The 22,930-nt window shown below is 64.8% G+C and carries 24 protein-coding genes; 18 read left to right on the forward strand and 6 right to left on the reverse strand.

The annotated features are described in order from the left end of the window. Nucleotides 1-3 precede the first annotated feature (3 nt). Complete coding sequence (locus MTX34_RS14895; protein ID WP_243609869.1) at nucleotides 4-456, forward strand: NAD(P)H-dependent oxidoreductase; 453 nt, start codon at nucleotides 4-6, stop codon at nucleotides 454-456. A gap of 171 nt (nucleotides 457-627) precedes the next feature. Here MTX34_RS14895 and MTX34_RS14900 read toward each other — a convergent pair whose 3' ends face one another. Beyond that, entirely contained in the window at nucleotides 628-1,071 is a 444-nt protein-coding gene (locus MTX34_RS14900) for a hypothetical protein (protein WP_243609870.1), read from the reverse strand. A 135-nt stretch (nucleotides 1,072-1,206) separates the two neighbouring features. On the opposite strand from MTX34_RS14900, the gene MTX34_RS14905 reads away from it, so the two are divergent. From MTX34_RS14905 to zwf, 3 genes are all read left to right on the forward strand, one after another. Further along, nucleotides 1,207-2,568, forward strand: a complete 1,362-nt coding sequence (locus MTX34_RS14905; RefSeq protein WP_243609871.1) for an OFA family MFS transporter — start codon at nucleotides 1,207-1,209, stop codon at nucleotides 2,566-2,568. 148 nt (nucleotides 2,569-2,716) lie between these two features. Beyond that, entirely contained in the window at nucleotides 2,717-3,925 is a 1,209-nt protein-coding gene (locus MTX34_RS14910) for a winged helix-turn-helix domain-containing protein (protein ID WP_243609872.1), read from the forward strand. A gap of 66 nt (nucleotides 3,926-3,991) precedes the next feature. Next, nucleotides 3,992-5,446: a glucose-6-phosphate dehydrogenase gene (zwf, locus tag MTX34_RS14915; protein ID WP_243609873.1), complete on the forward strand. Its 1,455-nt coding sequence runs from the start codon at nucleotides 3,992-3,994 to the stop codon at nucleotides 5,444-5,446. A 3-nt stretch (nucleotides 5,447-5,449) separates the two neighbouring features. Here zwf and MTX34_RS14920 read toward each other — a convergent pair whose 3' ends face one another. Continuing rightward, complete coding sequence (locus tag MTX34_RS14920; protein WP_243593270.1) at nucleotides 5,450-5,929, reverse strand: hypothetical protein; 480 nt, start codon at nucleotides 5,927-5,929, stop codon at nucleotides 5,450-5,452. Nucleotides 5,930-6,069: 140 nt separating this feature from the next. On the opposite strand from MTX34_RS14920, the gene thyX reads away from it, so the two are divergent. From thyX to MTX34_RS14935, 3 genes are all read left to right on the forward strand, one after another. Then, nucleotides 6,070-6,822 carry an FAD-dependent thymidylate synthase gene (gene thyX, locus MTX34_RS14925; protein ID WP_243609913.1) on the forward strand — a complete coding sequence of 251 codons (753 nt, stop codon included), beginning with the start codon at nucleotides 6,070-6,072 and terminating at the stop codon, nucleotides 6,820-6,822. Nucleotides 6,823-6,922: 100 nt separating this feature from the next. After that, the gene (gene dapA, locus MTX34_RS14930) at nucleotides 6,923-7,831 is read left to right on the forward strand and encodes a 4-hydroxy-tetrahydrodipicolinate synthase (RefSeq protein ID WP_243593269.1); all 909 of its coding nucleotides are present in this window, start codon (nucleotides 6,923-6,925) and stop codon (nucleotides 7,829-7,831) included. 107 nt (nucleotides 7,832-7,938) lie between these two features. Next, nucleotides 7,939-9,687: a ribonuclease J gene (locus MTX34_RS14935; protein ID WP_374639717.1), complete on the forward strand. Its 1,749-nt coding sequence runs from the start codon at nucleotides 7,939-7,941 to the stop codon at nucleotides 9,685-9,687. Nucleotides 9,688-9,689: 2 nt separating this feature from the next. Here the strand turns inward: MTX34_RS14935 and MTX34_RS14940 are convergent, their stop codons facing one another. Continuing rightward, nucleotides 9,690-10,472: a sulfite exporter TauE/SafE family protein gene (locus MTX34_RS14940; RefSeq protein WP_243593267.1), complete on the reverse strand. Its 783-nt coding sequence runs from the start codon at nucleotides 10,470-10,472 to the stop codon at nucleotides 9,690-9,692. A gap of 79 nt (nucleotides 10,473-10,551) precedes the next feature. Here MTX34_RS14940 and MTX34_RS14945 point away from each other — a divergent pair, with 79 nt between their 5' ends. Then, nucleotides 10,552-11,175, forward strand: coding sequence for a TIGR03085 family metal-binding protein (locus MTX34_RS14945; RefSeq protein WP_308198532.1), 624 nt, complete (start codon nucleotides 10,552-10,554; stop codon nucleotides 11,173-11,175). 69 nt (nucleotides 11,176-11,244) lie between these two features. Next, entirely contained in the window at nucleotides 11,245-13,932 is a 2,688-nt protein-coding gene (locus MTX34_RS14950) for a DNA translocase FtsK (RefSeq protein WP_243609876.1), read from the forward strand. A gap of 85 nt (nucleotides 13,933-14,017) precedes the next feature. On the opposite strand, the gene MTX34_RS14955 is transcribed toward MTX34_RS14950, so the two are convergent. After that, nucleotides 14,018-14,302, reverse strand: coding sequence for a YciI family protein (locus MTX34_RS14955; RefSeq protein ID WP_243593264.1), 285 nt, complete (start codon nucleotides 14,300-14,302; stop codon nucleotides 14,018-14,020). A 40-nt stretch (nucleotides 14,303-14,342) separates the two neighbouring features. Beyond that, nucleotides 14,343-14,930: an amino-acid N-acetyltransferase gene (locus MTX34_RS14960; protein ID WP_243593263.1), complete on the reverse strand. Its 588-nt coding sequence runs from the start codon at nucleotides 14,928-14,930 to the stop codon at nucleotides 14,343-14,345. A 140-nt stretch (nucleotides 14,931-15,070) separates the two neighbouring features. Here MTX34_RS14960 and pgsA point away from each other — a divergent pair, with 140 nt between their 5' ends. From pgsA to MTX34_RS14985, 5 genes are all read left to right on the forward strand, one after another. Further along, on the forward strand, nucleotides 15,071-15,763 hold the full coding sequence (gene pgsA / locus MTX34_RS14965) for a CDP-diacylglycerol--glycerol-3-phosphate 3-phosphatidyltransferase (RefSeq protein ID WP_243609877.1): 693 nt from the start codon (nucleotides 15,071-15,073) through the stop codon (nucleotides 15,761-15,763). A gap of 252 nt (nucleotides 15,764-16,015) precedes the next feature. Further along, complete coding sequence (locus tag MTX34_RS14970; RefSeq protein ID WP_243593261.1) at nucleotides 16,016-16,357, forward strand: helix-turn-helix domain-containing protein; 342 nt, start codon at nucleotides 16,016-16,018, stop codon at nucleotides 16,355-16,357. Between the two features lie 145 nt (nucleotides 16,358-16,502). Next, a complete protein-coding gene (locus MTX34_RS14975) occupies nucleotides 16,503-17,312 on the forward strand; it encodes a PspA/IM30 family protein (RefSeq protein WP_243593260.1) in 810 nt (269 codons plus the stop codon). 111 nt (nucleotides 17,313-17,423) lie between these two features. After that, nucleotides 17,424-18,224, forward strand: coding sequence for a hypothetical protein (locus MTX34_RS14980; protein WP_243609878.1), 801 nt, complete (start codon nucleotides 17,424-17,426; stop codon nucleotides 18,222-18,224). Nucleotides 18,225-18,320: 96 nt separating this feature from the next. Continuing rightward, a complete protein-coding gene (locus MTX34_RS14985; protein WP_243609879.1) occupies nucleotides 18,321-18,494 on the forward strand; it encodes a hypothetical protein in 174 nt (57 codons plus the stop codon). 12 nt (nucleotides 18,495-18,506) lie between these two features. On the opposite strand, the gene MTX34_RS14990 is transcribed toward MTX34_RS14985, so the two are convergent. Beyond that, entirely contained in the window at nucleotides 18,507-19,406 is a 900-nt protein-coding gene (locus tag MTX34_RS14990) for a diacylglycerol kinase (protein ID WP_243593257.1), read from the reverse strand. 267 nt (nucleotides 19,407-19,673) lie between these two features. Here MTX34_RS14990 and MTX34_RS14995 point away from each other — a divergent pair, with 267 nt between their 5' ends. The 4 genes from MTX34_RS14995 to recA all read left to right on the forward strand — a co-directional run bounded on the left by MTX34_RS14995 (nucleotide 19,674) and on the right by recA (nucleotide 22,922). Next, nucleotides 19,674-20,267: a TetR/AcrR family transcriptional regulator gene (locus MTX34_RS14995; protein ID WP_374230227.1), complete on the forward strand. Its 594-nt coding sequence runs from the start codon at nucleotides 19,674-19,676 to the stop codon at nucleotides 20,265-20,267. A 49-nt stretch (nucleotides 20,268-20,316) separates the two neighbouring features. Continuing rightward, the gene (locus MTX34_RS15000; protein WP_243593255.1) at nucleotides 20,317-21,489 is read left to right on the forward strand and encodes a glycosyltransferase; all 1,173 of its coding nucleotides are present in this window, start codon (nucleotides 20,317-20,319) and stop codon (nucleotides 21,487-21,489) included. 10 nt (nucleotides 21,490-21,499) lie between these two features. Next, a complete protein-coding gene (locus MTX34_RS15005) occupies nucleotides 21,500-21,691 on the forward strand; it encodes a DUF3046 domain-containing protein (RefSeq protein ID WP_243593254.1) in 192 nt (63 codons plus the stop codon). Between the two features lie 193 nt (nucleotides 21,692-21,884). Then, entirely contained in the window at nucleotides 21,885-22,922 is a 1,038-nt protein-coding gene (recA, locus tag MTX34_RS15010; RefSeq protein ID WP_008716921.1) for a recombinase RecA, read from the forward strand. Nucleotides 22,923-22,930: the final 8 nt, after the last annotated feature.

Below are 22,930 nucleotides of genomic sequence, written 5' to 3' on the forward strand. Positions count from 1 at the left end.
AGCGTGACGCGCACCCTGTTGGTGGTTCACCACACGCCGAGCCCGCTCACCCGCGAGCTGCTCGAGGCGGTTCTCGCCGGAGCACGTGATCCCGAGATCACCGGCGTGGACGTGCGCAGTGTGCCTGCTCTCGGCGCGACCGTCCCGGACGTACTCGAAGCCGACGGCTTCCTCTTCGGTACACCGGCGAACTTCGGCTACATGAGCGGGGCGCTCAAGCACTTCTTCGACACCGTGTACTACCCGTGCCTCGATGCCGTGGCCGGAAAGCCCTACGCCGCCTGGGTTCACGGCAACGACGACACCGTCGGTGCCGGACGGGCCATCGAGAAGATCGCATCGGGTTGGGGTCTCGAGAAGGTCTTCGGCACCGTGCATATCGCGGAGAGCGGCAAGCCCACACGTGAGCGATGCTACGAATTGGGCGGCACAGTCGCGGCCGGACTGTCCGACTGACGGTTACGTTCCATCATGGACTTCGACCGTTTCGCCCGGTTCCTGCCCGAGCGGTGTCGATCGGTGCCCCCGGGGACTACGACGGTCGGCCGGTGCTGACTCACCCCGTCGAGGAACCCGGATCGACCCAACTCGCAGACGCCCTGAGGGCACTTCTTCGGAGCTACTGACTCAGTCGGATTCGGCGGGGGAGTCCGCGCGCAGAATGTCGTCGGCGGGAATCTGCAGCGGAATCTCGAGCAGACGTTCCGGCCAACTCGGGTACGCGGGCCGAATCCACACCCGGTTGTCGTCGAGTTGCGTCATCAGCACCCGCCGCCACGGCCAATCATCCTGCGGTGCAGACAAATCGGTCATCGACTCCAGGGGCAGGGGTGCCTTCGTCCAATGTGGAGCCGACAGCGATGCCAGACCGCGATCCTCGAGGTGGTCGATCGCAGTCTCGATCGGAACGCCCCGCGCAACGATGATTCCGACGGGATTGACGGCGTCGACCAGATAATTCTCGTCGTGTTCGTCCTGTGCATTCGTGTCGTGTGCGACGGTCCATCCGATCACCTCGCCGTCGGAGGCTCGTCTCACCGGCAATCTGCTGCGCCACCGCTCGATGTCCACACTCTCGAGGTTACGCGAGCGATTCGGTGAGTTCGGTGAAGAAACTATTCCCGAATGTGAGCAGGCAAGTCGATGCCGTGTTTGACTGCAGGAGATAGTTGATGTTTGTACCGCTCTCGATACCAAGGGATTTCGATGACCCTCCGCATTCTCGATCGCTCCGCCATCGTCGCGACACCCGAGTGGAGTCGCTGGTTGATACCCCCGGCGGCGCTGTCCATCCACCTCGCGATCGGATCCGCCTACGCCTGGAGCGTGTTCAAGAACGCCATCTCCCAACCCGACGCGCTCGGACTCAGCGGAACCGTGACCGCCATCCCGTTCCAGCTCGCCATCGTGATGCTCGGGCTGTCCGCCGCGATCTTCGGAACTCGTGTCGAGAAGAACGGCCCACGGTGGGCCATGGCAGTCTCGCTGGTGTTCTTCGTGTCCGGACTGCTGTTGTCGGCGCTCGGCATGGCGCTCGGACAGTTCTGGCTGGTGATCTTCGGTTACGGATTCGTCGGCGGTATCGGCCTCGGAATCGGCTACATCTCTCCGGTGTCCACCCTGATGAAGTGGTTCCCGGACCGGCCGGGCATGGCCACCGGAATCGCCATCATGGGCTTCGGCGGCGGCGCACTCATCGCGTCCCCGCTCACCAGCCAGCTGATGGTGAATTTCGGCGGCTTCACCGACGGTTCCATCGCCAAGACGTTCCTCGCGCTGGGCATCGGATACGCGGTGTTCATGGCACTGGGAGTTGTGCTCATCAGAGTGCCCGCCGAGGGATGGACTCCGGCCGGGTGGACCCCGCCCGCGTCGTCGGCGATGGTGTCGACGCACAACGTCTCGGCCGCGAACGCGGTGAAGACGCCGCAGTTCTGGCTGCTGTGGGTCGTGTTGTGCTTCAACGTCACTGCCGGGATCGGCATTCTCGAACGCGGATCGGGTATCTACCAGGACTTCTTTCCCGACGCGACCTCGCCCGAATCCTTGGCCGCCGCGGCCGCCGGCTTCGTCGCGTTCCTCTCCTTGACCAACATGATCGGACGGTTCGTCTGGTCGTCGGTATCCGATGTGGTGGGGCGCAAGAACATCTACCGGATGTATCTCGGCGTCGGCGCACTGCTGTACCTCTACATCGCTCTGTTCACGAACACCAACAAGATCCTGTTCATGGTGTCGGCCCTGCTGATCCTGTCTTTCTACGGCGCGGGATTCGCGACGGTTCCGGCCTATCTCAAGGACCTCTTCGGCACGTACCAGGTAGGCGCAATCCACGGACGGCTCCTCACCGCGTGGTCGGTCGCCGGTGTACTGGGACCACTGATCGTCAATGCCATCGCCGACGCCGGGGAGCCGGGAACCACCGGCCGGTACCTGCCGGCGTTCTACGTGATGATCGGACTGCTGGCGGTCGGGTTCCTGGCCAACGAAGCAATCAAGCCGGTTGCCTCGAAGTACCACGAATCGGATCACACGGGTTCGGCAGCCACCACAGGAGCGAAGGCATGAGCGGCGGAAAGAAGCAGGTCACGATGGCGGTTGCATGGGCGTGGGTTGCCGTGCCGTTCGCCTACGGACTGTACGAATTGATCCTCAAGGCGGCGAACCTGTTCAGCACCTGAGTGGACGAGTCGGTGGGCCGTGACAGGCTGGCCCGATGCAGGAGATGAGTGCCGCCGCCGCTCGTCGCACCGCCCTGGCCGCCCAAGGGTTGGCGTCGAGGCGGTCGCGTACTCGGCCGGCGAGCAAGGCCGCGGTGCACGCAGCCATCGACACCACCGGGTTGCTGCAGATCGACTCGGTGTCGGTGGTGGTCCGAGCGCACTACGCACCGGTGTTCAGCCGTGTCGGTGCCTACGACCGCACGATCGTCGACGACGCCGCGTGGGCCGACACTCCGCGTCGACCTCGTCGTTTGGTGGAGTACTGGGCTCATGAGGCCGCTCTGCTGCCCGTCGAGGACTGGCCACTCATGCGATGGCGGATGGAGTTGTATCGGCACGGGCGGTGGGGCGGAGCTGCCCGCATTCTCGAGCGCGAACCAACGCTCGTCGACGACGTCCTCGCGGTGATCGGCGACAACGGTGCGGCCAGCGCGGGTGAGATCGAGAAGCACCTCGAGGTGGACACGCCCGGTGGCAAGGGGCCGTGGTGGGATCGGAGTGATGTCAAGGTCGTCTGCGAGCAGCTGTTCGCGGCCGGCGTGGTGACCGTGCCGGCACGAACGGGATTCGTGCGTCGGTACGAGCTCAGCGAACGGGTGATCCCGGAGGACGTTCTGCTCAGACGGGTGGACGAATCGGACGCGGTGCGTGCACTGATCGAGAAGTCTTCTCGGGCACTGGGAGTCGCTACCGAACCGGATCTGAGAGACTACTACCGGCTTTCGCAGAAGCAGGCCAAGGCGGCCGTCGCCGACCTCCTGGAGGACGGCGTTCTCGAGGAGGTGACCGTCCGAGGCTGGAACGCTCCGGCGTACCTCCACCGCGAGGCCAGGACTCCGCGAACCGCCACCGCTGCCGCGTTGCTGTGTCCTTTCGATCCCATGATCTTCTACCGGCCGCGAGTGGAGAGAATCTTCGGCTTCCACTATCGAATCGAGATATACACCCCGCAGCACAAGAGGATTCACGGGTACTACGTGTTTCCGTTCCTGCTCGACGGGCATCTGGTGGCCCGCCTCGACCTCAAAGCGGTGCGGGCGCAGTCCGAACTGCACGTGATCGCGGCGTACGTCGAAGGCGACCGCAATGCCGGTGACATTGCGCCTCGACTGCGAGACGTGCTTCGGGAGATGGCGGACTGGCTCGAACTCGAACGTGTGGTGGTGGGGGACAGGAAAGACCTCGTTGCCGCGCTTCGTTGAATTCTGTCGAGAGGGCCGGCGTTCTGCCGACGTGCACTCGGGCAGAATCGGTGCCACTATCGAACCGTGACTTCGCCCCGGACGGATACTGCCACCGAACTGCCACCCCAGGTCGTCGTCCTGTTCGGGGCGACAGGAGACCTGGCCAAGAGAAAATTGCTGTCCGGGATGATGCATCTGGCGTTGTCCGATCTCGCGCCGAACATCCGCGTCGTCGGCACGTCGCTCGAAGAGATGTCGACCGACGAATTCCGCGCTCTCGCTCGCGAATCGATCAACACCTACTCGAGTCGCAAAGTCGGCGACGAGCAATGGAGTCGTTTCGCCTCGCGACTGACGTACGTGTCGCAGAAGGCAGGACCAGCGGCGCTGGGAGAGGCCGTGGCCGAGGCCGAGATCGAACTCGGCGGCAGTGCCAAACGCCTGCACTACCTGTCCGTTCCACCGAGAGCTGCTCTGGCCGTTGTGGATACGCTCGCATCGGCAGATCTGGTGAAGCGCTCTCGGATCATCATGGAGAAACCGTTCGGCACCGACCTCGAGAGCGCGATCGCGTTGAACGCTCGGGTGCACGGGACGTTCGACGAGGACCAGATCTTCCGCATCGATCACTTTCTGTGTAAAGAACCGGCGCAGAACATCCTGGCCTTCCGTTTCGCCAACGGGTTGTTCGAGCCGATCTGGAACCGAAACTTCATCGACCACGTGCAGATCGACATACCGGAGGAACTCGCTCTCGACGGTAGAGCCGGATTCTACGAGGCCACCGGCGCGTACAAGGACATGGTCGTTACGCATCTGTTCCAGGTGCTCGCGTTCATGGCGATGGAACCGCCGACAGCGCTCGAGCCCCGCGCCATCGGCGAGGAGAAGAACAAGGTATTCCGGTCGATGATGCCTCTGGAACCGAAAAACGTTGTGCGAGGCCAATACACAGGGTATCGAGCGGAGGAGGGTGTTGCACCCGACTCCGATACCGACACCTTCGTGGCGCTCAAATGCGAGATCGACAATTGGCGCTGGGCGGGCGTTCCGTTCTACCTGCGCACCGGAAAACGCCTCGCCGAAGGTCAACGAATAATTTCCATTGCGTTCCGCGAGCCGCCCAAGAGTATGTTTCCCGCGGGCTCGGGAGTCGGAGCGCATGGCCCCGACCACCTGACCTTCGATCTCGCGGACGCATCGAAGGTGTCGTTGTCGTTCTACGGCAAACGGCCGGGGCCCGGCATGCACCTGGACAAACTCAGCATGCAGTTCGCCGTCCACGAAACCGAGCGAGTCGGCGACGTACTCGAAGCCTACGAACGGCTGATTCTCGACGCCATGTACGGCGACCACACACTGTTCACCACAGCCGAGGGCATCGAGCGGCTGTGGAAGGTGTCCGAGCCGCTGCTCGCCGATCCGCCCCCGGTGCGCCTGTACGCACCGGGTTCGTGGGGGCCCAACGCCATTCACCAGCTCATCGCTCCACACGCATGGCGGTTGCCGTTCGAGCGGGAGTGGCGCGAGAAGAAGTAGACGCTAGTTGTTCCAGCCGCGATCCTTGCGCATCTGATCACGTAGTGCGCCTTGGACGGCCTGCGACAACCACGAATTGAGTGACACTCCGCTGTTGTTCGCGGCGTCCTCGGCGCGTTCCTTGATCTGCTCGACCAGTCGTAGCGTGACCCGTCGCACCTCACCGGACACATCGTCCATGGTCGGGTAGTCCTCGGTGACGTGCTCCGCCGGATCGCCGTCGTGCAGACCGAGCACCGGGCTGTCGCGTCGAACATCGGCGTGCGCCTGCGTACCGTCGAGGCGGACGGTGACCGTATGACCGTCCAGGTCGTTCGACACCTCGGCCGCAAAGTCCGACAGCGCGGTGAGCAGCATCAATCTGGCGGAGGCCTCCGCCGTCTTGCCGAGTGCTTCGGCAGTCTGCCGAGTGTGCTCGTCGCCCAGAGCGGCTGCCGCGAGTAGATCCGTCCGTAGCGACGCGGTGTACTTGTCGAGTTCCATGACGCCAGTGTGACGTCATACATGACGTCGGTCAAGCATCCCTGGTGGCGTCATGTGACAGCACCGTGACGCCATCGTTCGCCGAGCGTCGATACCGCGTTTAGGGTTGTGCGGTGTCAGCAGAAAACGAAGGTAGAGCTGTGCCGCGGACGGTTGCGCTGAAGGTGCAGCTGGTCGCCCGAACCGAGTTCGTTCCGCCCGCCGACATTCCCTGGGAAACCGACGCGGACGGCGGGCAGGCGTTGATCGAGTTCGCCGGTCGGGCGTGCTATCAGAGCTGGTCCAAGCCCAATCCTCGGACCGCGACCAATGCGTCGTATCTGCGTCATCTGCTCGACGTCGGGCACCTCTCGGTTCTCGAGCACGCGAGCGTGACGTTCTACATCACCGGGATCTCGCGATCGTGCACGCACGAACTGATCCGGCACCGGCACTTCTCCTACTCGCAGCTCTCGCAGCGATTCGTTCCCGAGCACGACGCCAACGTGGTTCTTCCACCGGCTGTCGAAGGTGATCCTGAGCTGGAGGCGCTGTTCGCATCGGCAACCGAAGCGAGCCGTGCGGCATATACCGAACTGCTCGGTGCGCTCGAGGGCAAGTTGGAATCGGTCACCAATGCGGCATTGCGCGGCAAGCAGGCACGGCAGGCCGCTCGGTCGGTGCTGCCGAACGCGACCGAGACTCGCGTGGTGGTGAGCGGCAACTACCGGGCATGGCGGCATTTCGTATCGATGCGCGCATCGGAGCATGCGGACGTCGAAATTCGACGCGTCGCCGTGGAATGTCTGCGTAAGCTCGTGTCAGTGGCGCCGGACGTATTCGGTGACTTCGAGATCTCGACACTGCACGACGGCACGGAAGTGGCTCGCAGCCCGTTCGTGACCGAGGTCTGACGACGAGGTTCGGTGGCGACCGCGAGCGGGTCTCGGAACACGGTGTCGGCGGGGAGTCCCGCTGCGCGAGAGTGGGTAAAGCACCGGGTAATCTGCTGCCATGACCTACGGTGACGCCACTCCTTCCGTTGCGCCTGTGTTCGGTACGGTGCTCACCGCCATGGTGACCCCGTTCACAGCGGACGGTAAGTTGGATATCGATGCAGGCGTTCGCCTGGCGCATCACCTCGTCGAACAGGGCAACGACGGACTGGTTCTGGCCGGCACGACGGGTGAATCACCGACCACCACCGAGAACGAGAAGCTCGAACTGCTTCGCGCGGTGATCGCAGCGGTCGGTCACCGAGCTCGCATCATCGCCGGGGCAGGCAGCAACGACACTGCGCACAGCGTCGAACTCGCCCGTGACGCAGCCCGTGCGGGCGCGCACGGTCTACTGGTCGTCACGCCGTACTACTCCCGGCCGCCGCAGGCGGGTCTGTACGCCCACTTCACCGCGGTCGCCAATGCCACCGACCTGCCCGTGATGCTCTACGACATTCCGCCGCGCTCGGTCGTTCCCATCGAGACCGAGACGCTGCGACGGCTCGCCGAGCATCCGCGGATCCTCGCGGTCAAGGACGCCAAGGGCGATCTGAACGCCGGTGCCGAACTGATCGCATCGACCGGGTTGCAGTTCTACTCCGGCGACGACCCACTGAACCTGCCCTGGCTCTCCGTCGGTGCGACCGGCTTCGTCAGCGTCATCGGCCACCTCGTCCCGGCTCGGCTCCGTGAGTTGCACACCGCCTTCATGATGGGCGACATCGCACGTGCACAGGCGATCAACGTCAGTCTCATTCCGGTCATTCGTTCGGTCGCGCGCCTCGGTGGCGTCAGCGCCTCGAAGGCCGGCCTTCGCCTCATCGGACTCGATGTCGGCGAACCACGACTTCCCCAGGTGCCACCGAGCATCGATCACATCGAATTGCTCGCAGCGGAGCTGCGGGCGGCAGGAGTTCTTGTATGACACGACCGAACAGATCGCGCGGACGCGCAACCCGAAACGCCGGACCACCCTCCGAGCGTCCGGCCCCGAAGCAGGGCCAACCGGCAGGAGCTCGGCAGGGCAAGCCGATGGTGCAGAACTCGGCGCGCACACAGCGTCCCGACAAGCGTCGTGAATTCGACCCGACGGAGCGTCTCGGCACGCCGCCGAAGGCCCCGTTCAAGGGCCTGCGCGTGGTCGCACTCGGTGGGATCGGCGAAATCGGTCGCAACATGACGGTGTTCGAGCATCAGGGAAAGATGCTGATCATCGACTGTGGCGTCCTGTTTCCCGAGGACCAGCAGCCGGGTGTCGACCTCATCCTGCCGGACTTCCGGCACATCGAGAACCGCATGGCCGACGTCGAGGCCGTGGTGCTGACGCACGGTCACGAGGACCACATCGGTGCTGTCCCGTTCCTGCTCCGCCTGCGTCCCGACCTACCCGTCGTCGGTTCCAAGTTCACCCTCGCTCTGGTCGCGGCCAAGTGCCGTGAGCATCGGTTGCGTCCGAACCTCGTCGAGGTGATCGAGGGCCAGCACACGCAGCACGGCCCGTTCGACTGCGAGTACTTCGCGGTGAACCACTCGATTCCCGATGCGCTTGCCATTGCCATCAGGACCGACGCCGGTCTGGTGCTGCACACCGGTGACATCAAGCTCGATCAGCTGCCGCTCGACGGTCGCCTGACCGACCTGGCCGGCTTCTCGCGGCTCGGCGACGAGGGAGTCGACCTCTTTCTGGTCGATTCCACCAACGCAGAGGTACCCGGGTTCGTCACGCCGGAACGTGAGATCGGCGGCGTGCTCGACACCGTCATCGGCAAGGCGAAGCAGCGCGTCATCGTCGCGTCGTTCGCCAGTCACGTGCACCGCATTCAGCAGGTCATCGACGTCGCCGAGCGGTACAACCGCCGGGTGGCGTTCGTCGGCCGGTCGATGGTCCGCAACATGCAGATCGCTCAGGATCTCGGCTACCTGCGTGTGCCCGACGGTCTCGAGGTCACTGTCGACACTGCCGCAACGCTTCCCGACGACCGGTTGGTGCTCATCTCCACGGGTTCGCAGGGCGAGCCGTTGTCGGCGCTGTCCCGGATGGCCCGCGGCGAGCATCGCCAGATCAACGTCAAGGCGAACGATCTCGTGGTGCTGGCGTCCTCGCTCATCCCCGGCAACGAGAATTCGGTGTTCGCGGTGGTCAACGGCCTCGCCAAGCGCGGCGCGACCGTCGTGACGCAGCAGAATGCGAAAGTCCACGTCTCGGGCCACGCCTCGGCGGGTGAGCTGCTGTACCTCTACAACGCGGTACGGCCCACCAACGCCATGCCGGTGCACGGCGAGTGGCGTCACCTGCGTGCCAACGCGGCTCTGGCCAAGGCGACGGGTGTCCCCGAGGAGCGTGTGGTGTTGGCCGAGGACGGCGTGGTGGTCGACATGGTCGACGGTCTCGCCGAGATCGTCGGACAGGTGCCCGTGGGGCACGTGTACGTCGACGGCCTCTCGGTCGGTGACGTGGGCGATTCGACGCTCTCCGATCGGCTCGTGCTGGGCGAGGGTGGATTCATCGCGATCAGCGTCGCCGTCGACTCGGCCACCGGTCGCGCGGTGACCGCACCCGAGGTGTCCGGTCGCGGATTCTCCGACGATCCGGCCGCTCTCAAGGAAGCCGGGCAACTCGTGGAGTCGGAGTTGCAGCGTCTGGCGTCCGACGGCGTGTCCGATACGCACCGCATCGCGCAGGCCGTGCGCCGCGTCGTGGGTCGGTGGGTAGCGGACAAGTACCGCCGCAAGCCGATGATCGTTCCGACCATCATCGCGGTCAAGCCGCAGCCGCAGTAGATCTACTGCACGAGCAGTCGCCAGAGTCCGATCAGACCGAGAACGACGATGGCACCACGCAGGGCCGCCGGCGAGAGCCGGCGGCCGTAGCGTGCTCCTACCGCTCCGCCGATCAAGGAGCCGATGGCGATCAGTCCGGCTGCTTGCCAGCTGATGTCGTCGAATCGAAAGATCGTGTACGTCACTGCGGCAACGACATTGACGACCAGCGACAAGAGATTCTTGGCTGCGTTCATCCGCTGCATGGTTTCGGGGAGCAGTGCCCCCATCACTCCGATGAGCAGAATGCCTTGTGCAGCAGTGAAATAGCCGCCGTAGACGCCGACCAGTAGGGTGCCGCCGGTGACCAACGCCATCCGGGTACGGCTTATGTGGTTCGCGGCCTTGCCCGCGGCTTCCGATCGCCGCTTGGCCCAGGCCTGAATTCGCGGTTGTGTGACAACGAGAATCAGCGCGCCGATGAGCAACACCGGAACCACTGCGGCGAAGACGGTTTCGGGCAGATGCAGCAGCAGCCAGGCACCACCGAGCGCTCCGAAGAACGAGGCAGGCAATTGCCACCGCAGGCGATGCCACTGCCCACGCAGTTCTCGGCGATATCCCCACGTACCCGAGACGCTTCCCGCGACCAGTCCCACGGCATTGGACATGGTGGCGACCACCGGGGGATAGCCGAATGCGACCAAGGTCGGAAACGTGATCAGTGTCCCGGAGCCGACGACGGCGTTGATCGCTCCGGCTCCGAGTCCGGCGAGCAGGATGACGAGAATTTCCGATACCGGCACTGTTGGGAGGTTACCCAGACAAAGGATGGGATCCCGCGGCAGGATGCCGCTGGTTCCGTCTGGCCGTAGCCTGGAGCGCGTGAGCCTTGCCCAGGATGAACGTTCTCAAATGGTCCAGACCCTTCTCGACGTGGGTCCCGATGCGCCGACGCTGTGCGGTGAGTGGACAGCGGCCGATCTGGCGGCGCATCTCGTCGTCCGGGAGCGACGCCTGGACGCCTCGCCGGGCATATTCCTGTCGCCGCTCGCGGGGTACACGGAGCGGGTCCAGCGATCCGTGGCGAACAAGCCGTTCACCTCCGTGGTGGAGGACGTACGGACGGGGCCGCCCATGTGGTCGCCGTTCGCACTGCTCGATCCATTGATCAATCTCGGTGAGATGTTCGTTCATCACGAGGATCTGCGCCGGGCCGGCGAGAGTTGGACGCGTCGAGTACTGCCGACCGCGGTGGAAACGCGTCTGTGGCCGCAGGTTCGTTTGATAGGACGGGCCGGACACCGCTCCGCGCCGATTCCGGTGCACGTCCGCACCCCGGACGGCCGCACCGCCACGTTCAAGGGTGGGTCGGGCCCGGGCGTGACCGTGGTGGGGGAGCCGTCGGAACTGTTGCTCTACGCGTTCGGGCGGGACCAGATCGAGGTGCTGTACGAGGGTTCGGCAGATGATGTCGCCGCTGTGAAGGCGCTCGATCTGAGCTTCTGACACATTCGCCTCCGCTGTTACTGGTGTTGCGGATGGTTTCGACGGGGCTGTTGCGACTAGCCTGGGGGCATGGCAGGAAAGACCAGCACCTCCACCGCCAGGGCCGGATCCAGCGGATCCGGCTCCTCGCGCGCGTCCGGCACCGCCCGTAAATCCGGCGGTGTACGCACCGCGCGCACCGTCACCACGCCGAAGAAGCCGACCGCGCCGCGCAACCCGGCGACGTCTCGGGCGAACGCATCCTCCCGCGGCAAGGCCCCCGCCAGGGGCTCGTCGACGGCTCGGCGGCCTGCGGCGAAGAAGAAGTCACGCGGTGCCCTCGATGCGATCGGGCGAGGCATTGCGTCCACCTGGTCGATGGCGGCCCGTGGAGTCGGTGCCACGACCCGGACCGTGAGCAAAGCTGCCGACATCGAGCACGGCCACCGTCGGGACGGAATCGCTCTCGGACTGATCGCCGTCAGTGTGGTCGTCGCCGCGAGTGTGTGGTTGAGCGCCGGGGGACCGGTCGGCACATGGATCGAGGTGGGTATCCGCGCCGTCATCGGCGAGGCCGGTTACGTCGCACCCGTGCTCGGTGTCGCAATCGCCGTGGTTCTGATGCGTTCCGAACCGAATCCCGAGGTGCGTCCGCGGCTGGTCCTGGGCTCGATCCTGCTCGGCTTGCCGATCCTCGGACTGTGGCACATGGCCGCCGGTTCACCGACCGACGCCGCAGGCCGATCCGAGGGCGCGGGCTTCATCGGATACGTCGCAGGCGGACCCATCGCCGACGGCCTCACCGTGTGGCTGGCCGTGCCGTTGCTGCTGCTCGCCGCTTTGTTCGGAGTGCTCCTGCTCACCGGTACCACCGTGCGCGACGTGCCTGACCGGATGCGTGCACTGTTCGGAACCGACAGCCGCGGCGACGAATACGACGAGTACGACCCGGCCGACTTCGGCTCCGAGTTCGGTGACGAAGGCTACGGCGACTACGACAGCAACTTCGATGCCGACGGCTACCCGGTCCACGGCACCGTCGACCCGCACGACAACTACCCGACCGAGGAATACATCCCGGTCGCCAAGCCGTCGCGTGCGCGCAAGACCCCGCCGCCCGAGGCCGCCACCGAGGTCATCGCGCCCGCCGTCGCTGTCCCCGCACCTGCCCCCGAGCCGGTCACGCCCCCGCGGCCGAAGCCCAAGCCCATCGTGAAGGCGGCCGAACCGAAGCAGGCGGCCGAGGACGACAAGATCGTCGTCGATCGCGTCGTCGACGGTGATTACACGCTTCCGTCGTTGTCGCTGCTGATCGACGGTGACCCGCCCAAGACCCGCAGCCAGGCGAACGACGCCATGATCGAGGCCATCTCCGAGGTACTCGAACAGTTCAAGATCGATGCTGCCGTCACCGGTTTCACCCGCGGACCGACGGTCACGCGCTACGAGGTGGAGCTCGGACCCGGCGTCAAGGTCGAGAAGATCACGGCGCTTGCGCGCAACATCGCCTATGCGGTGGCCACGGACAACGTGCGCCTGCTCGCGCCGATCCCGGGCAAGTCGGCGGTCGGGATCGAGGTGCCCAACTCCGATCGCGAGATGGTCCGCCTGGCCGACGTGCTCACTGCGCCGTCCACGCGCAAGGATCACCATCCGCTGGTGATCGGACTGGGCAAGGACATCGAGGGCGACTTCGTCAGCGCCAACCTCGCGAAGATGCCGCACTTGCTGGTGGCCGGATCCACCGGTTCCGGTAAGTCGAGTTTCGTGAACTCGATGCTCGTCTCGCTGCTGGCGCGAGCGACGCCGGACGAAGTGCGAATGATCCTGATCGACCCGAAGATGGTGGAGCTGACGCCGTACGAAGGCATTCCGCACCTCATCACCCCGATCATTACGCAGCCGAAGAAGGCTGCTGCGGCCCTGGCCTGGCTCGTCGAGGAGATGGAGCAGCGCTACCAGGACATGCAGATCAACAAGGTTCGGCACATCGACGACTTCAACAAGAAGGTGCGCTCCGGCGAGATCACCGCGCCGCTGGGCAGCGAACGCGTCTACCGGCCGTACCCGTACATCCTCGCGATCGTCGACGAGCTCGCCGACCTGATGATGACCGCCCCGCGCGACGTCGAGGAAGCGATCGTGCGGATCACACAGAAGGCGCGCGCCGCCGGCATCCACCTGGTACTGGCCACCCAGCGCCCGTCCGTCGACGTCGTCACCGGTCTGATCAAGACGAACGTGCCGTCGCGTCTGGCCTTCGCCACCTCGTCACTGACCGACTCCCGCGTCATCCTGGATCAGCCGGGGGCGGAGAAGCTGATCGGTATGGGCGATGCGCTGTTCCTGCCGATGGGTGCGGGCAAGCCGACGCGTCTACAGGGTGCGTTCATCACCGACGAGGAAATCGCTGCCGTCGTCGACTTCGCCAAGAACCAGGCCGAGCCCGAGTACAACGACACCGTGACCGCGGCGAAGGTCTCCGACAAGAAGGATGTGGACCCGGACATCGGTGACGATCTCGACGTGCTGTTGCAGGCGGTCGAGTTGGTCGTGACGAGTCAGTTCGGTTCGACGTCGATGCTGCAGCGCAAGCTCAGAGTCGGCTTCGCCAAGGCCGGGCGATTGATGGACTTGATGGAGAACCGAGGAGTGGTGGGACCGAGCGAGGGATCGAAGGCCCGCGAGGTGCTCGTCAAACCCGACGAGCTCGACGGTCTGCTGTGGTCGATCAAGGGCGGCGACCCGGACGAACAACCGGCGTCCGACGAGTTCTGATCTCGCCTCGATCGTGGTGAATGGACCACTGCAGCCGTCTCGGCGGGGCAGTGGTCCATTCACCCGAGCCGGGTGAGCAGGCCGATCAGGACGTGAATGTGCCCATCACAGGTGTCCACTCGTGGAACGTCGCCGACTCGATCAGATTCTCGACTGCGAACGGGTCCTGGGCGAACAGTGTCTCGACGGTGGCGGCATCGGGGCCGTCCACCAGCAGCAACGCTCCGCTGCCGTCGGCGTACGGGCCGCTCGAGACCAAGGTCTTGCGTTCGAGCAGGTCGGCCAACCATGCACGATGGGCAGCGCGGTGAGTGTCGCGACCGTCCGTGGTGGTGGGCGAGTAGGTGTAGCTGACGGCGATCAGGGGCATGAGCTCTCTTCCGAATTCGGGGGTGGTCCGCAAAATTCTGTCAGAGCGACAGCAACATTCGCGTGTTGCCCAGTGTGTTCGGTTTGACGAAGCTCAGGTCGAGGAATTCCGCGACGCCGGTGTCGTACGACCTGCACATCTCCGCGTATACCTCGGCGGTGACGGGGGTCCCGTCGATCTCGGCGAACCCGTGCCGGGAGAAGAAGTCCACCTCGAAGGTCAGCACGAACACCTTCTGCAGCGCCAGTTCCCGGGCGACCTCGATGAGTTTCGCGACGATCAGGTGGCCGGCACCGTGCCCCTTCGCTGCGGGGTCGACGGCGACGGTACGAACCTCGCCCAGATCGGCCCAGAGCACGTGCAGCGCTCCGCAGCCGATGATCTCGCCGTCACGCTCGGCAATCCAGAATTCCTGCACCGCCTCGTACAGGGTGACGAGGTTCTTCTCGAGGAGAATGCGTCCGGCGTAAATGTCGATCAACCGCTTGATCTCGGGAATGTCGGAGGTCCTGGCTCGGCGCACGACGAGGGTGCCGTCGTGCGCGGACCCACGATTCGCGATGTCGGAATGCACGTCGGATTCGGGATGCGCGGTGTCGCGACTCGCCCGATTCGGCCCAGAAGTCATGTGGTGAACAGTAGTCATTCCCTCAACCGATAAACTTTTCGTGTGTGGTTCTGTGAGGTGTGTCCCCGTCTCGGCGGGTCGGTGCTGCGCGAAAGCCGACACATCGGCGGATGCGCCGTCCGCGGCTCGGGAGTTCGGCGATGAACGGGCCGGTAGCGCCCGATCACGGTGTCCCGACCAGCGGCAAAGTGCCAGGCAACGGTGAACCCGGTACTGGAAGTGTCTCGCGAGGCTCGGAACTACCTCACGGCAACGCCACCTCCGGACCGGTGACAGACGTACCGTTGCTCAATATCGCCAACGTACTGACGGTGCTCCGTATCGCCTTGGTTCCAGTCTTTCTTGCGGCGCTCTTCGTCGGCGACGGCCACGACACGTCGTGGCGGCTCGGCGCAACCGCGATCTTCGCTGTCGCCGCCATCACCGACCGCATCGACGGCCAGCTGGCTCGCAAGTACGGTCTCGTCACCGATTTCGGGAAGATGGCCGACCCCATTGCGGACAAGGCCTTGATCGGTGCTGCGCTCGTCGGACTGTCGATGTTGGGCGAGCTCTCCTGGTGGGTGACGGTGATCATCGCGGTGCGGGAAATCGGCATCACGGCCGTGCGGTTCGCCGTCATCCGCCACGGCGTCATCCCCGCAGGACGTGGTGGGAAGGTCAAGACGCTGGTGCAGACATTCGCGATCGGTGTGTATCTGTGCCCGCTGCCGTCCGTCGTCGATCCCGTCGCGGTTGCCCTGATGGCTCTGGCGGTACTGCTGACCGCTTACACCGGCTTGGATTACGTGGTGCAGGCGGTTCGCTTGCGCCGAGGCGTGTCCTCGACGTGAGCGGACGTGGGGGAGCGGCGGTGGCGGCCGGAGTGTGTGCGAGCGCGCCGTCGGACGTTTCGCCGGGATACAGTCGTGACAGCCGTGTCGGAGCAGCTTCGGCGCATGTTGGAGTGAATGGGGATATAGGGTCGGGAACCAATCGGACCGAGTGGGACGTTGAACATCGTGACGGCTCCGGACGAACGAGATATGAACGTTGTCGTCGCGACGGCACAGCCGTCGACACGAACACCAACGAGGAGGAGCGAGATGGCGCTGCTATTGCGTGAAGCACTCGGCGACAGTCTGCGGCGTACTCGCGTCGCACAGAGCCGAACCCTGCGTGAAGTCTCCAACACCGCGCGCGTCAGCCTCGGTTACCTCTCCGAGGTGGAACGTGGCCGCAAGGAGGCGTCGAGCGAACTCCTCGCCGCGATCTGCGATGCCCTCGCCGTCCCGCTCGCGGATGTCATGAGCGATGTCAGCGTGACACTGTCCGACGCATCCACCGCCGCGGCACTACGCGACGAGGCTGTCGTAGCGACCCGCATCGATGGCGATACTCGCGTCGTGATTCCGGCACCTGCTGCCAGAGCTCTCGCTGCCGCCTAAGATCGGAAAAGTACCCAGTTTCCATTCTCGACTCAGACCACGCACCCGACTTTTCTCAGCACGGACAGGTTAATTTCGGTCACTGCGAGAGCAGCCGACCCGTACGCGGCCACCGCGGCGCAACAGATGGAGGCAGGACCACCCCATGGCTAATCCTTTCGTCAAAGCCTGGAAGTACATGATGGCGCTCTTCAATTCCAAGATCGACGAGAAGGCCGACCCCAAAGTTCAGATCCAGCAGGCTATCGAAGACGCACAGCGGCAGCATCAGGCTCTGTCCCAGCAGGCCGCGTCCGTCATCGGTAATCAGCGCCAGCTCGAGATGAAGCTCAGCCGGCAGCTGGACGAGGTCGAGAAGCTCAACGCCAACGCTCGACAAGCGGTGACGCTGGCCGATCAGGCCGCCACCGCAGGCGACATCGAGAAGGCCACGCAATACACGAACGCCGCCGAGGCATTCGCCGCGCAGCTCGTGACCGCGGAACAGAGCGTCGAGGACCTCAAAGTCCTGCACGACCAGTCTCTGCAGGCTGCCACCCAGGCCAAGAAGGCCGTCGAGCAGAACGCCATGGCTCTACAGTCCAAGGTCGCGGAGCGCACCAAACTGCTCAGCCAGCTCGAGCAGGCGAAGATGCAGGAGAAGGTCAGCGAATCCCTGCGGTCGATGGACAGCACCCTGTCCGCGCCCGGTAACACCCCGAGCCTCGACGCTGTGCGCGACAAGATCGAACGTCGGTACGCAGATGCACTGGGATCCGCTGAGCTGGCCCAGAACACGGTGTCCGGTCGCATGATGGAGGTCCAGCAGGCATCCGTGCAGATGGCGGGTCACAGTCGACTGGAACAGATCCGTGCATCGATGGCAGGCGATTCTCTCCCGTCGGGCAATGCCGCGGCGAAGCCATCGATTGCCAAGTCCCCGGACTCGACGCCCGAGCCTCCGGCTCAGGCGTGATCGATCGAACGAAGAGTTCGCCCTCCTGACGGCACCGCGGACATGGGTAGAAGAGAACACGAACCCGGCCGGTCGCGTAAGCGGCCGGCCGTTTCGCTCGATCGAGACTCCGTGACCGCTGCGGTCACGGAGTCCGGCGCAGTGGTGAAATCCTTGGCGGAGTCCGCACGTAGTGTCGGCACCTCGATTCTCGACGCTGCCGGTCGGCGAAAGGACCCCCGCGTCAAGCATCTGAAGAAGATCCGTCGGGCCAGAAGCCGCGGAATCAGATTCGGGGCAGCGTCCACGACGACGGCAGTGGGAACCGCGGGGATGGCCGTTCTGTCGGCCCCGGAGTGGACTCTGTTCGTCGGCGGCGGTGGCGCTGCGCTCATGGCCGTCCCAGCGGCGTTCGCTGTCACGCGGTTGCGGCGTCTTCGGTCGCAACCGGTGCCCGTGGGCCTACCGACCAAGCGCGCGTTGCCGCAGCGTGGATCTGCTGCGTACGGGTCCATGAGCCGGTTGGCCGGGGCCGAGCAGAGCTTGTTCGAGCTGCTGGGAATCCTGGCCAGGTCCGAGACGATCGGGGCCGACGATGTCGAAGAGATGATCGGTGTGACCTCCGCTGCGGCCCGGAGTCTCGAAGGGGTCGCTGTCGACATCGCGGCTCTGGAGCGTGCCGGTGCGGCGAGCGCCTTCACCCGTGAACATCTGCGTGACGGAATCGCCTCGGCTGCAGCCCAACTCGCGACCGGAGTCGATCAGTACGAACAGCTCGTCGCGGCAGCAGCGCGGATGACCGGGCCGGCCGGATCGGCGTCGACGACAGTGGTCGAATCGCACCGACGTGAGCTGTCGTCCGCGACGGATCGACTGCAGGGATGGGCGGAGGCGCTCACCGAAATCGAGGAGATCCGCTCGCGGCACCGCTGAGGATTTCAGGGTTCACCCGGATGTGGTCGGCGGGTTCCGGTGCGAGTATCGAAGTACGCGATACGACACGGTGCGCGGCGACGGCAGGAGCACTTCATGTTCTGGAAAGTACTCGGATTCATCGTTCTGATCTGGATTGCGCTCGCGCTTCTGGGCAGCATCATCAAGGGTGTGTTCTGGCTGGTGGTGGCAGGCGCACTCGTGCTGGGTCTGGTGTGGTTGTACAGGGTCATCTCGTCCGACAACGATCGCTCCTCCTCGAAGTTCTGATCGGCAAGCCGCTCATCGTGCGCCGGGCGCGGAACCCCGAGCGACGAACACCCGCAGCGCCTGCGGTACGGAGTACGCGGTGACAGGCAGTTCGGCGATGCGCTCACCGTCTGCGTACGCGACGATGCCCTCGCACCGCAGGGTGACTCGCGTCGAGGTGTAGGTGTCGACCTCCGGCAGGTCGACGTGTGTTCCCCGGTAGAGAGTCGGTGACAGTCCGACCAGCCGGGTTCGACTCACTCCGCGGACGACGGTGATATCGAGGAGACCGTCGTCCAGCCGCGCGGACGGGCAGATGGCCATGCCTCCGCCGTAACTGCTGCCGTTTCCGACGGCCACCAAGGTGGCGTCGAGACGGAGCTCGGCATCGTCCATTTCGATCACGTACGAGAGCTTTCGGAGCGAAGCCAGCTGCAAGACCATGGCGGCGTTGTACCGCAGAGGTCCACGGGGCCATCGCAGTAGTCTTGCCCGCTCGGTGACCAGCGAGTCGAAGCCGCTGGACAGGACGGTGGCGAACCAGCGTTCGCCGATCCGACCGAGGTCGATTGTGCGAGTGAGGTTGTCGGCGACGATGTCGGCTGCGCGGGCAGCGTCGTCTCGTGGCAGTCCCAGTGCTCGGGCCAGATCGTTGCCGGTGCCGGCCGGAATGAGACCCATCGGGGTATCGGTGGCGGCGAGCACCTGAAGCACGAGGTTGACCAGTCCGTCGCCGCCGACCGCGACCACGGCGTCCGTGCCGGTTCCGACGGCTTTCTCCAGCAATGCCAATGCGTCCCCCGGCGTGCGCCCTTCGATGGCCGTGACGTTCAGTTCGCGCTCACGCAGGCGTGCGACAGCGCACCGTCCCAGCTGCGCTGCACGCCCACCACCGGCCGCCGGATTGGTCAACACCGTCACCGAACGGGTCATGGTCGTATCCATTCGTCGGTCACATCGATCAGCTTGCCAGGGTTGACGATTGCCGTGTCGGTGACCGAGTCGATTCCTCGTCAGCCGGCTGCGGCGTACATTTTCAGTGCGTGTTATCGGGGTCTTGGCGGCCGAATGTGCCCGTAATCGTGAGGTACTGTAACGAAAAGTTTGCTTGAACCCGCGGAACAGTCGCTTTGTCCGAATTGTGAAGGATGGCACGTGATCGAGCAGCCGGTGTCGAGTCCAGCCTCGACCGAGCCCTTGCTGTCGGCGTCCGTGACGGATGTCCCCGAGAAGTCGGTCGAGGACAATGTTCTCGACGCAGCTCGGTCGTGCATCCTCGAACACGGGGTCAAGCGCACGACCCTGGCCGAGATCGCCCGTCGTGCCAAGGTCAGCAGGCCCACTGTATATCGGAGATGGGCCGATACGCGGGCAGTGGTGTCGAGTCTGCTCACTCGCGAGATCGGTGCCCTGATTCCGAGTTTCGACGACACGGCGTCGGGTCGCGATCAGATCGTGACGGCAGTGGGTGGCGTTGCCGACAGTATTCGTCTGCACCCGTTGTTCGTCAAAATTCTGCGGTCCGATTCCGATGTGCTCGCCACGTACATTCTTCATCGACTCGGCACGAGCCAGTCGTTGATCATCGATGCGTTGACTTCGCTTGTGCTTGCAGGGCAACGTGATTCGTCGATTCGTGCTGGGGATCCCACCACGCTGGCGACCCTGGTGCTGCTGATGGTGCAGTCCGCAGTTCAGTCCGCGGAGATGGTGTCCGAGCGCGTGCCCGGTCCCGAGGTGGTGCGCGAGATGGCGTGTGCAGTCGACAGGTATCTGCGGCCCGAGAGCGAGTGACCGAGGCTGCGTCGATGGCGGCCCGGCTCGAGTGTGGCACGCTGGGTCGATGCGAGTAGCAGTGGTGGCCGGGCCCGATCCGGGGCATGCCTTCCCGGCAATCGCGCTCTCTCTGCTCTTCCGCGCGGCCGGCGACGAACCGGTCCTCTTCACCGGTAGCAGGTGGGTGCCCGACGCGCACGCCGCGGGGCTGCGCGCGCTTCCGTTGGGCGGTCTTGCGCCGCGGCCGGAGGACGACGATCTCGATGCCGGGCAACGTATCCACTCGCGGGCGGCGTTCGTCTCGACCGAGTTGCTGCCCGACCTCGAGCGGGAGAACGTCGATCTCGTCGTATCCGACATCCTGACCGCAGGGGGCGGCATGGCCGCCGAGCGGCTCGGCATCAGCTGGGTCGAGCTGTCGCCCCACCCGCTGTATTCACCCTCGAAAGGGTTGCCGCCCATCGGAAGTGGGTTGGCTCCCGGTACCGGGGTTCGCGGCAGGCTGCGCGATACCGTGATGCGCGCGTTGACGTCACGCTCGATCGCTCAGGGCCGAACTCAACGGTCACTCGCGCGGACGAGCATCGGGCTGCCTGCCGATGACCCGGGCCCGGCCGCTCGGCTCATCGCCACCATTCCCGCGCTCGAGGTGCACCGCCCCGACTGGCCGGAGGACGCTCACGTGGTCGGCCCGTTGCTGTGGGAGCCGACGAAGAACCTGCTCGATATTCCCGACGGTGTGTCGCCCGTGGTGATGGTCGCTCCGTCGACCGCATTCACCGGTGCGGAGGGAATGCTCGAGATGGCGCTGAAAGGGTTGGACGGCAGAGGCGTCCGGGTGGTGGCATCCGTTCTCGATGGCGGCCCCGACGTGCTGCCGGACTGGGCGAACGCAGGCCTGGGCCGCCAGGACGAACTGCTACGTCGCGCCGATGTGGTGGTGTGCGGCGGTGGTCACGGAATGTTGGCCAAGGCACTCATTCACGGCGTGCCGGTGGTGACGGTGCCAGGTGGCGGTGACCAGTGGGAACTGGCGAATCGCGCAGGCAGGCAGGGGAGTGCCGTCATCGTGCGACCCCCGACCGCAACATCCATAGCCGACGCGGTGGCGACCGTACTGTCCGATCCGAAGTTCGCCCGGGCGGCGAGGGCGGCGGCGGGCGGAGCACGGTCCGTCGCAGATCCGGTGTCGGTGTGTCACGAGGTGCTCGCCCGCGGAGCGCAACAGCGCGAGCGTTAGGGTTGTCGGTGTGCGTCTGACCGAATTTCGTGAATTGCTCACCGACGAGTTCGGCTCCGTTCGAGGCGATTCCCTGCTGACCGATCACGTGCTGTCCGGTATCGGTCGCACCGGGGCGCAGGCCATCGAGGACGGCGTCGATCCACGGGAAGTGTGGCGATCGATCTGTTACGAGTTCGACGTGCCGAGAGAACGCTGGTAGCTCCCGGGTCGATTCGATCCTGTCGGCGTGTCGAGAGCCGCGGTAGTTGACTCGAACACGTGTTCCCCTATGCTTGTGTCAACGGTTGCCGGGCGGTCTCGAGAAACTTCTTGTCGGTACCCCGATCTAGCGTTACCGACGACAAAGCTGATCGACACGACACAGCTGAACGATACGACACAGGGAGCTCACGATGGCTGCATACGATCGCGACAAAGCACTCGATCTCGCACTCGCGCAGATCGATAAGAACTTCGGCAAGGGTTCGGTGATGCGCCTCGGTGACGAGGTCCGCCAGCCCATCGCCGTCATCCCCACTGGATCGATCGCGCTCGATGTGGCACTCGGCATCGGAGGGTTGCCGCGTGGACGTGTCATCGAGGTCTACGGTCCGGAATCCTCGGGTAAGACCACCGTCGCCCTGCACGCAGTGGCCAGCGCCCAGCGGGCCGGCGGCATCGCCGCCTTCATCGACGCCGAGCACGCTCTGGATCCGGACTACGCGAAGAAGCTCGGTGTCGACACCGATGCACTGCTGGTGTCGCAGCCCGATACCGGTGAGCAGGCTCTCGAGATCGCCGACATGCTGATCCGTTCGGGTGCTCTCGACATCCTCGTGATCGACTCGGTGGCGGCACTGGTACCGCGCGCCGAGATCGAGGGCGAGATGGGTGACAGTCACGTGGGTCTGCAGGCCCGCCTGATGAGCCAGGCGCTGCGCAAGATCACCGGTGCCATGAGCAACTCCGGTACCACCGTCATCTTCATCAACCAGCTGCGCGAGAAGATCGGCGTCATGTTCGGCTCTCCCGAAACCACCACCGGTGGTAAGGCATTGAAGTTCTACGCCTCGGTTCGCCTCGACATCCGCCGCATCGAGACCCTGAAGGACGGAACCGACGCGATCGGCAACCGCACCCGGGTCAAGGTGGTCAAGAACAAGGTTGCGCCGCCGTTCAAGCAGGCCGAGTTCGACATCATCTACGGCAAGGGCATCAGCCGCGAAGGCTCGTTGATCGACATGGGTGTGGAGCACGGCTTCATTCGTAAGTCGGGCTCGTGGTTCACCTACGAAGGCGATCAGCTCGGCCAGGGCAAGGAGAACGCCCGCAAGTTCATGCTCGAGAATCCCGACGTGCGGGACGAGATCGAGAAGAAGATCATGGAGAAGCTGCAGATCGGCGCGGACGTCACCGCAGAAGAGCCCGCAGCTGCTCCGGTCGACTTCTAACTTGTCGT

It is taken from the genome of Rhodococcus sp. ARC_M5 (assembly GCF_022810405.1).
GTDB classification, from domain to species: Bacteria; Actinomycetota; Actinomycetes; order Mycobacteriales; family Mycobacteriaceae; genus Rhodococcoides; species Rhodococcoides navarretei.

Coding starts and splice junctions, on each gene's coding strand:
- MTX34_RS14905 (WP_243609871.1), top strand. CDS start 1,207: ATGACCCTCCGCATTCTCGATCGCTCCGCCATCGTCGCGACACCCGAG.
- MTX34_RS14955 (WP_243593264.1), bottom strand. CDS start 14,302: ATGCCCCTGATCGCCGTCAGCTACACCTACTCGCCCACCACCACGGAC.
- MTX34_RS14920 (WP_243593270.1), bottom strand. CDS start 5,929: ATGGAACTCGACAAGTACACCGCGTCGCTACGGACGGATCTACTCGCG.
- pgsA (WP_243609877.1), top strand. CDS start 15,071: ATGAACGGGCCGGTAGCGCCCGATCACGGTGTCCCGACCAGCGGCAAA.
- recA (WP_008716921.1), top strand. CDS start 21,885: ATGGCTGCATACGATCGCGACAAAGCACTCGATCTCGCACTCGCGCAG.
- MTX34_RS15000 (WP_243593255.1), top strand. CDS start 20,317: ATGCGAGTAGCAGTGGTGGCCGGGCCCGATCCGGGGCATGCCTTCCCG.
- MTX34_RS14935 (WP_374639717.1), top strand. CDS start 7,939: ATGGTGCAGAACTCGGCGCGCACACAGCGTCCCGACAAGCGTCGTGAA.
- MTX34_RS14970 (WP_243593261.1), top strand. CDS start 16,016: ATGGCGCTGCTATTGCGTGAAGCACTCGGCGACAGTCTGCGGCGTACT.
- MTX34_RS14990 (WP_243593257.1), bottom strand. CDS start 19,406: ATGACCCGTTCGGTGACGGTGTTGACCAATCCGGCGGCCGGTGGTGGG.
- dapA (WP_243593269.1), top strand. CDS start 6,923: ATGACCTACGGTGACGCCACTCCTTCCGTTGCGCCTGTGTTCGGTACG.
- MTX34_RS14975 (WP_243593260.1), top strand. CDS start 16,503: ATGGCTAATCCTTTCGTCAAAGCCTGGAAGTACATGATGGCGCTCTTC.
- MTX34_RS14985 (WP_243609879.1), top strand. CDS start 18,321: ATGTTCTGGAAAGTACTCGGATTCATCGTTCTGATCTGGATTGCGCTC.
- MTX34_RS14960 (WP_243593263.1), bottom strand. CDS start 14,930: ATGACTTCTGGGCCGAATCGGGCGAGTCGCGACACCGCGCATCCCGAA.
- MTX34_RS14950 (WP_243609876.1), top strand. CDS start 11,245: ATGGCAGGAAAGACCAGCACCTCCACCGCCAGGGCCGGATCCAGCGGA.
- MTX34_RS14910 (WP_243609872.1), top strand. CDS start 2,717: ATGCAGGAGATGAGTGCCGCCGCCGCTCGTCGCACCGCCCTGGCCGCC.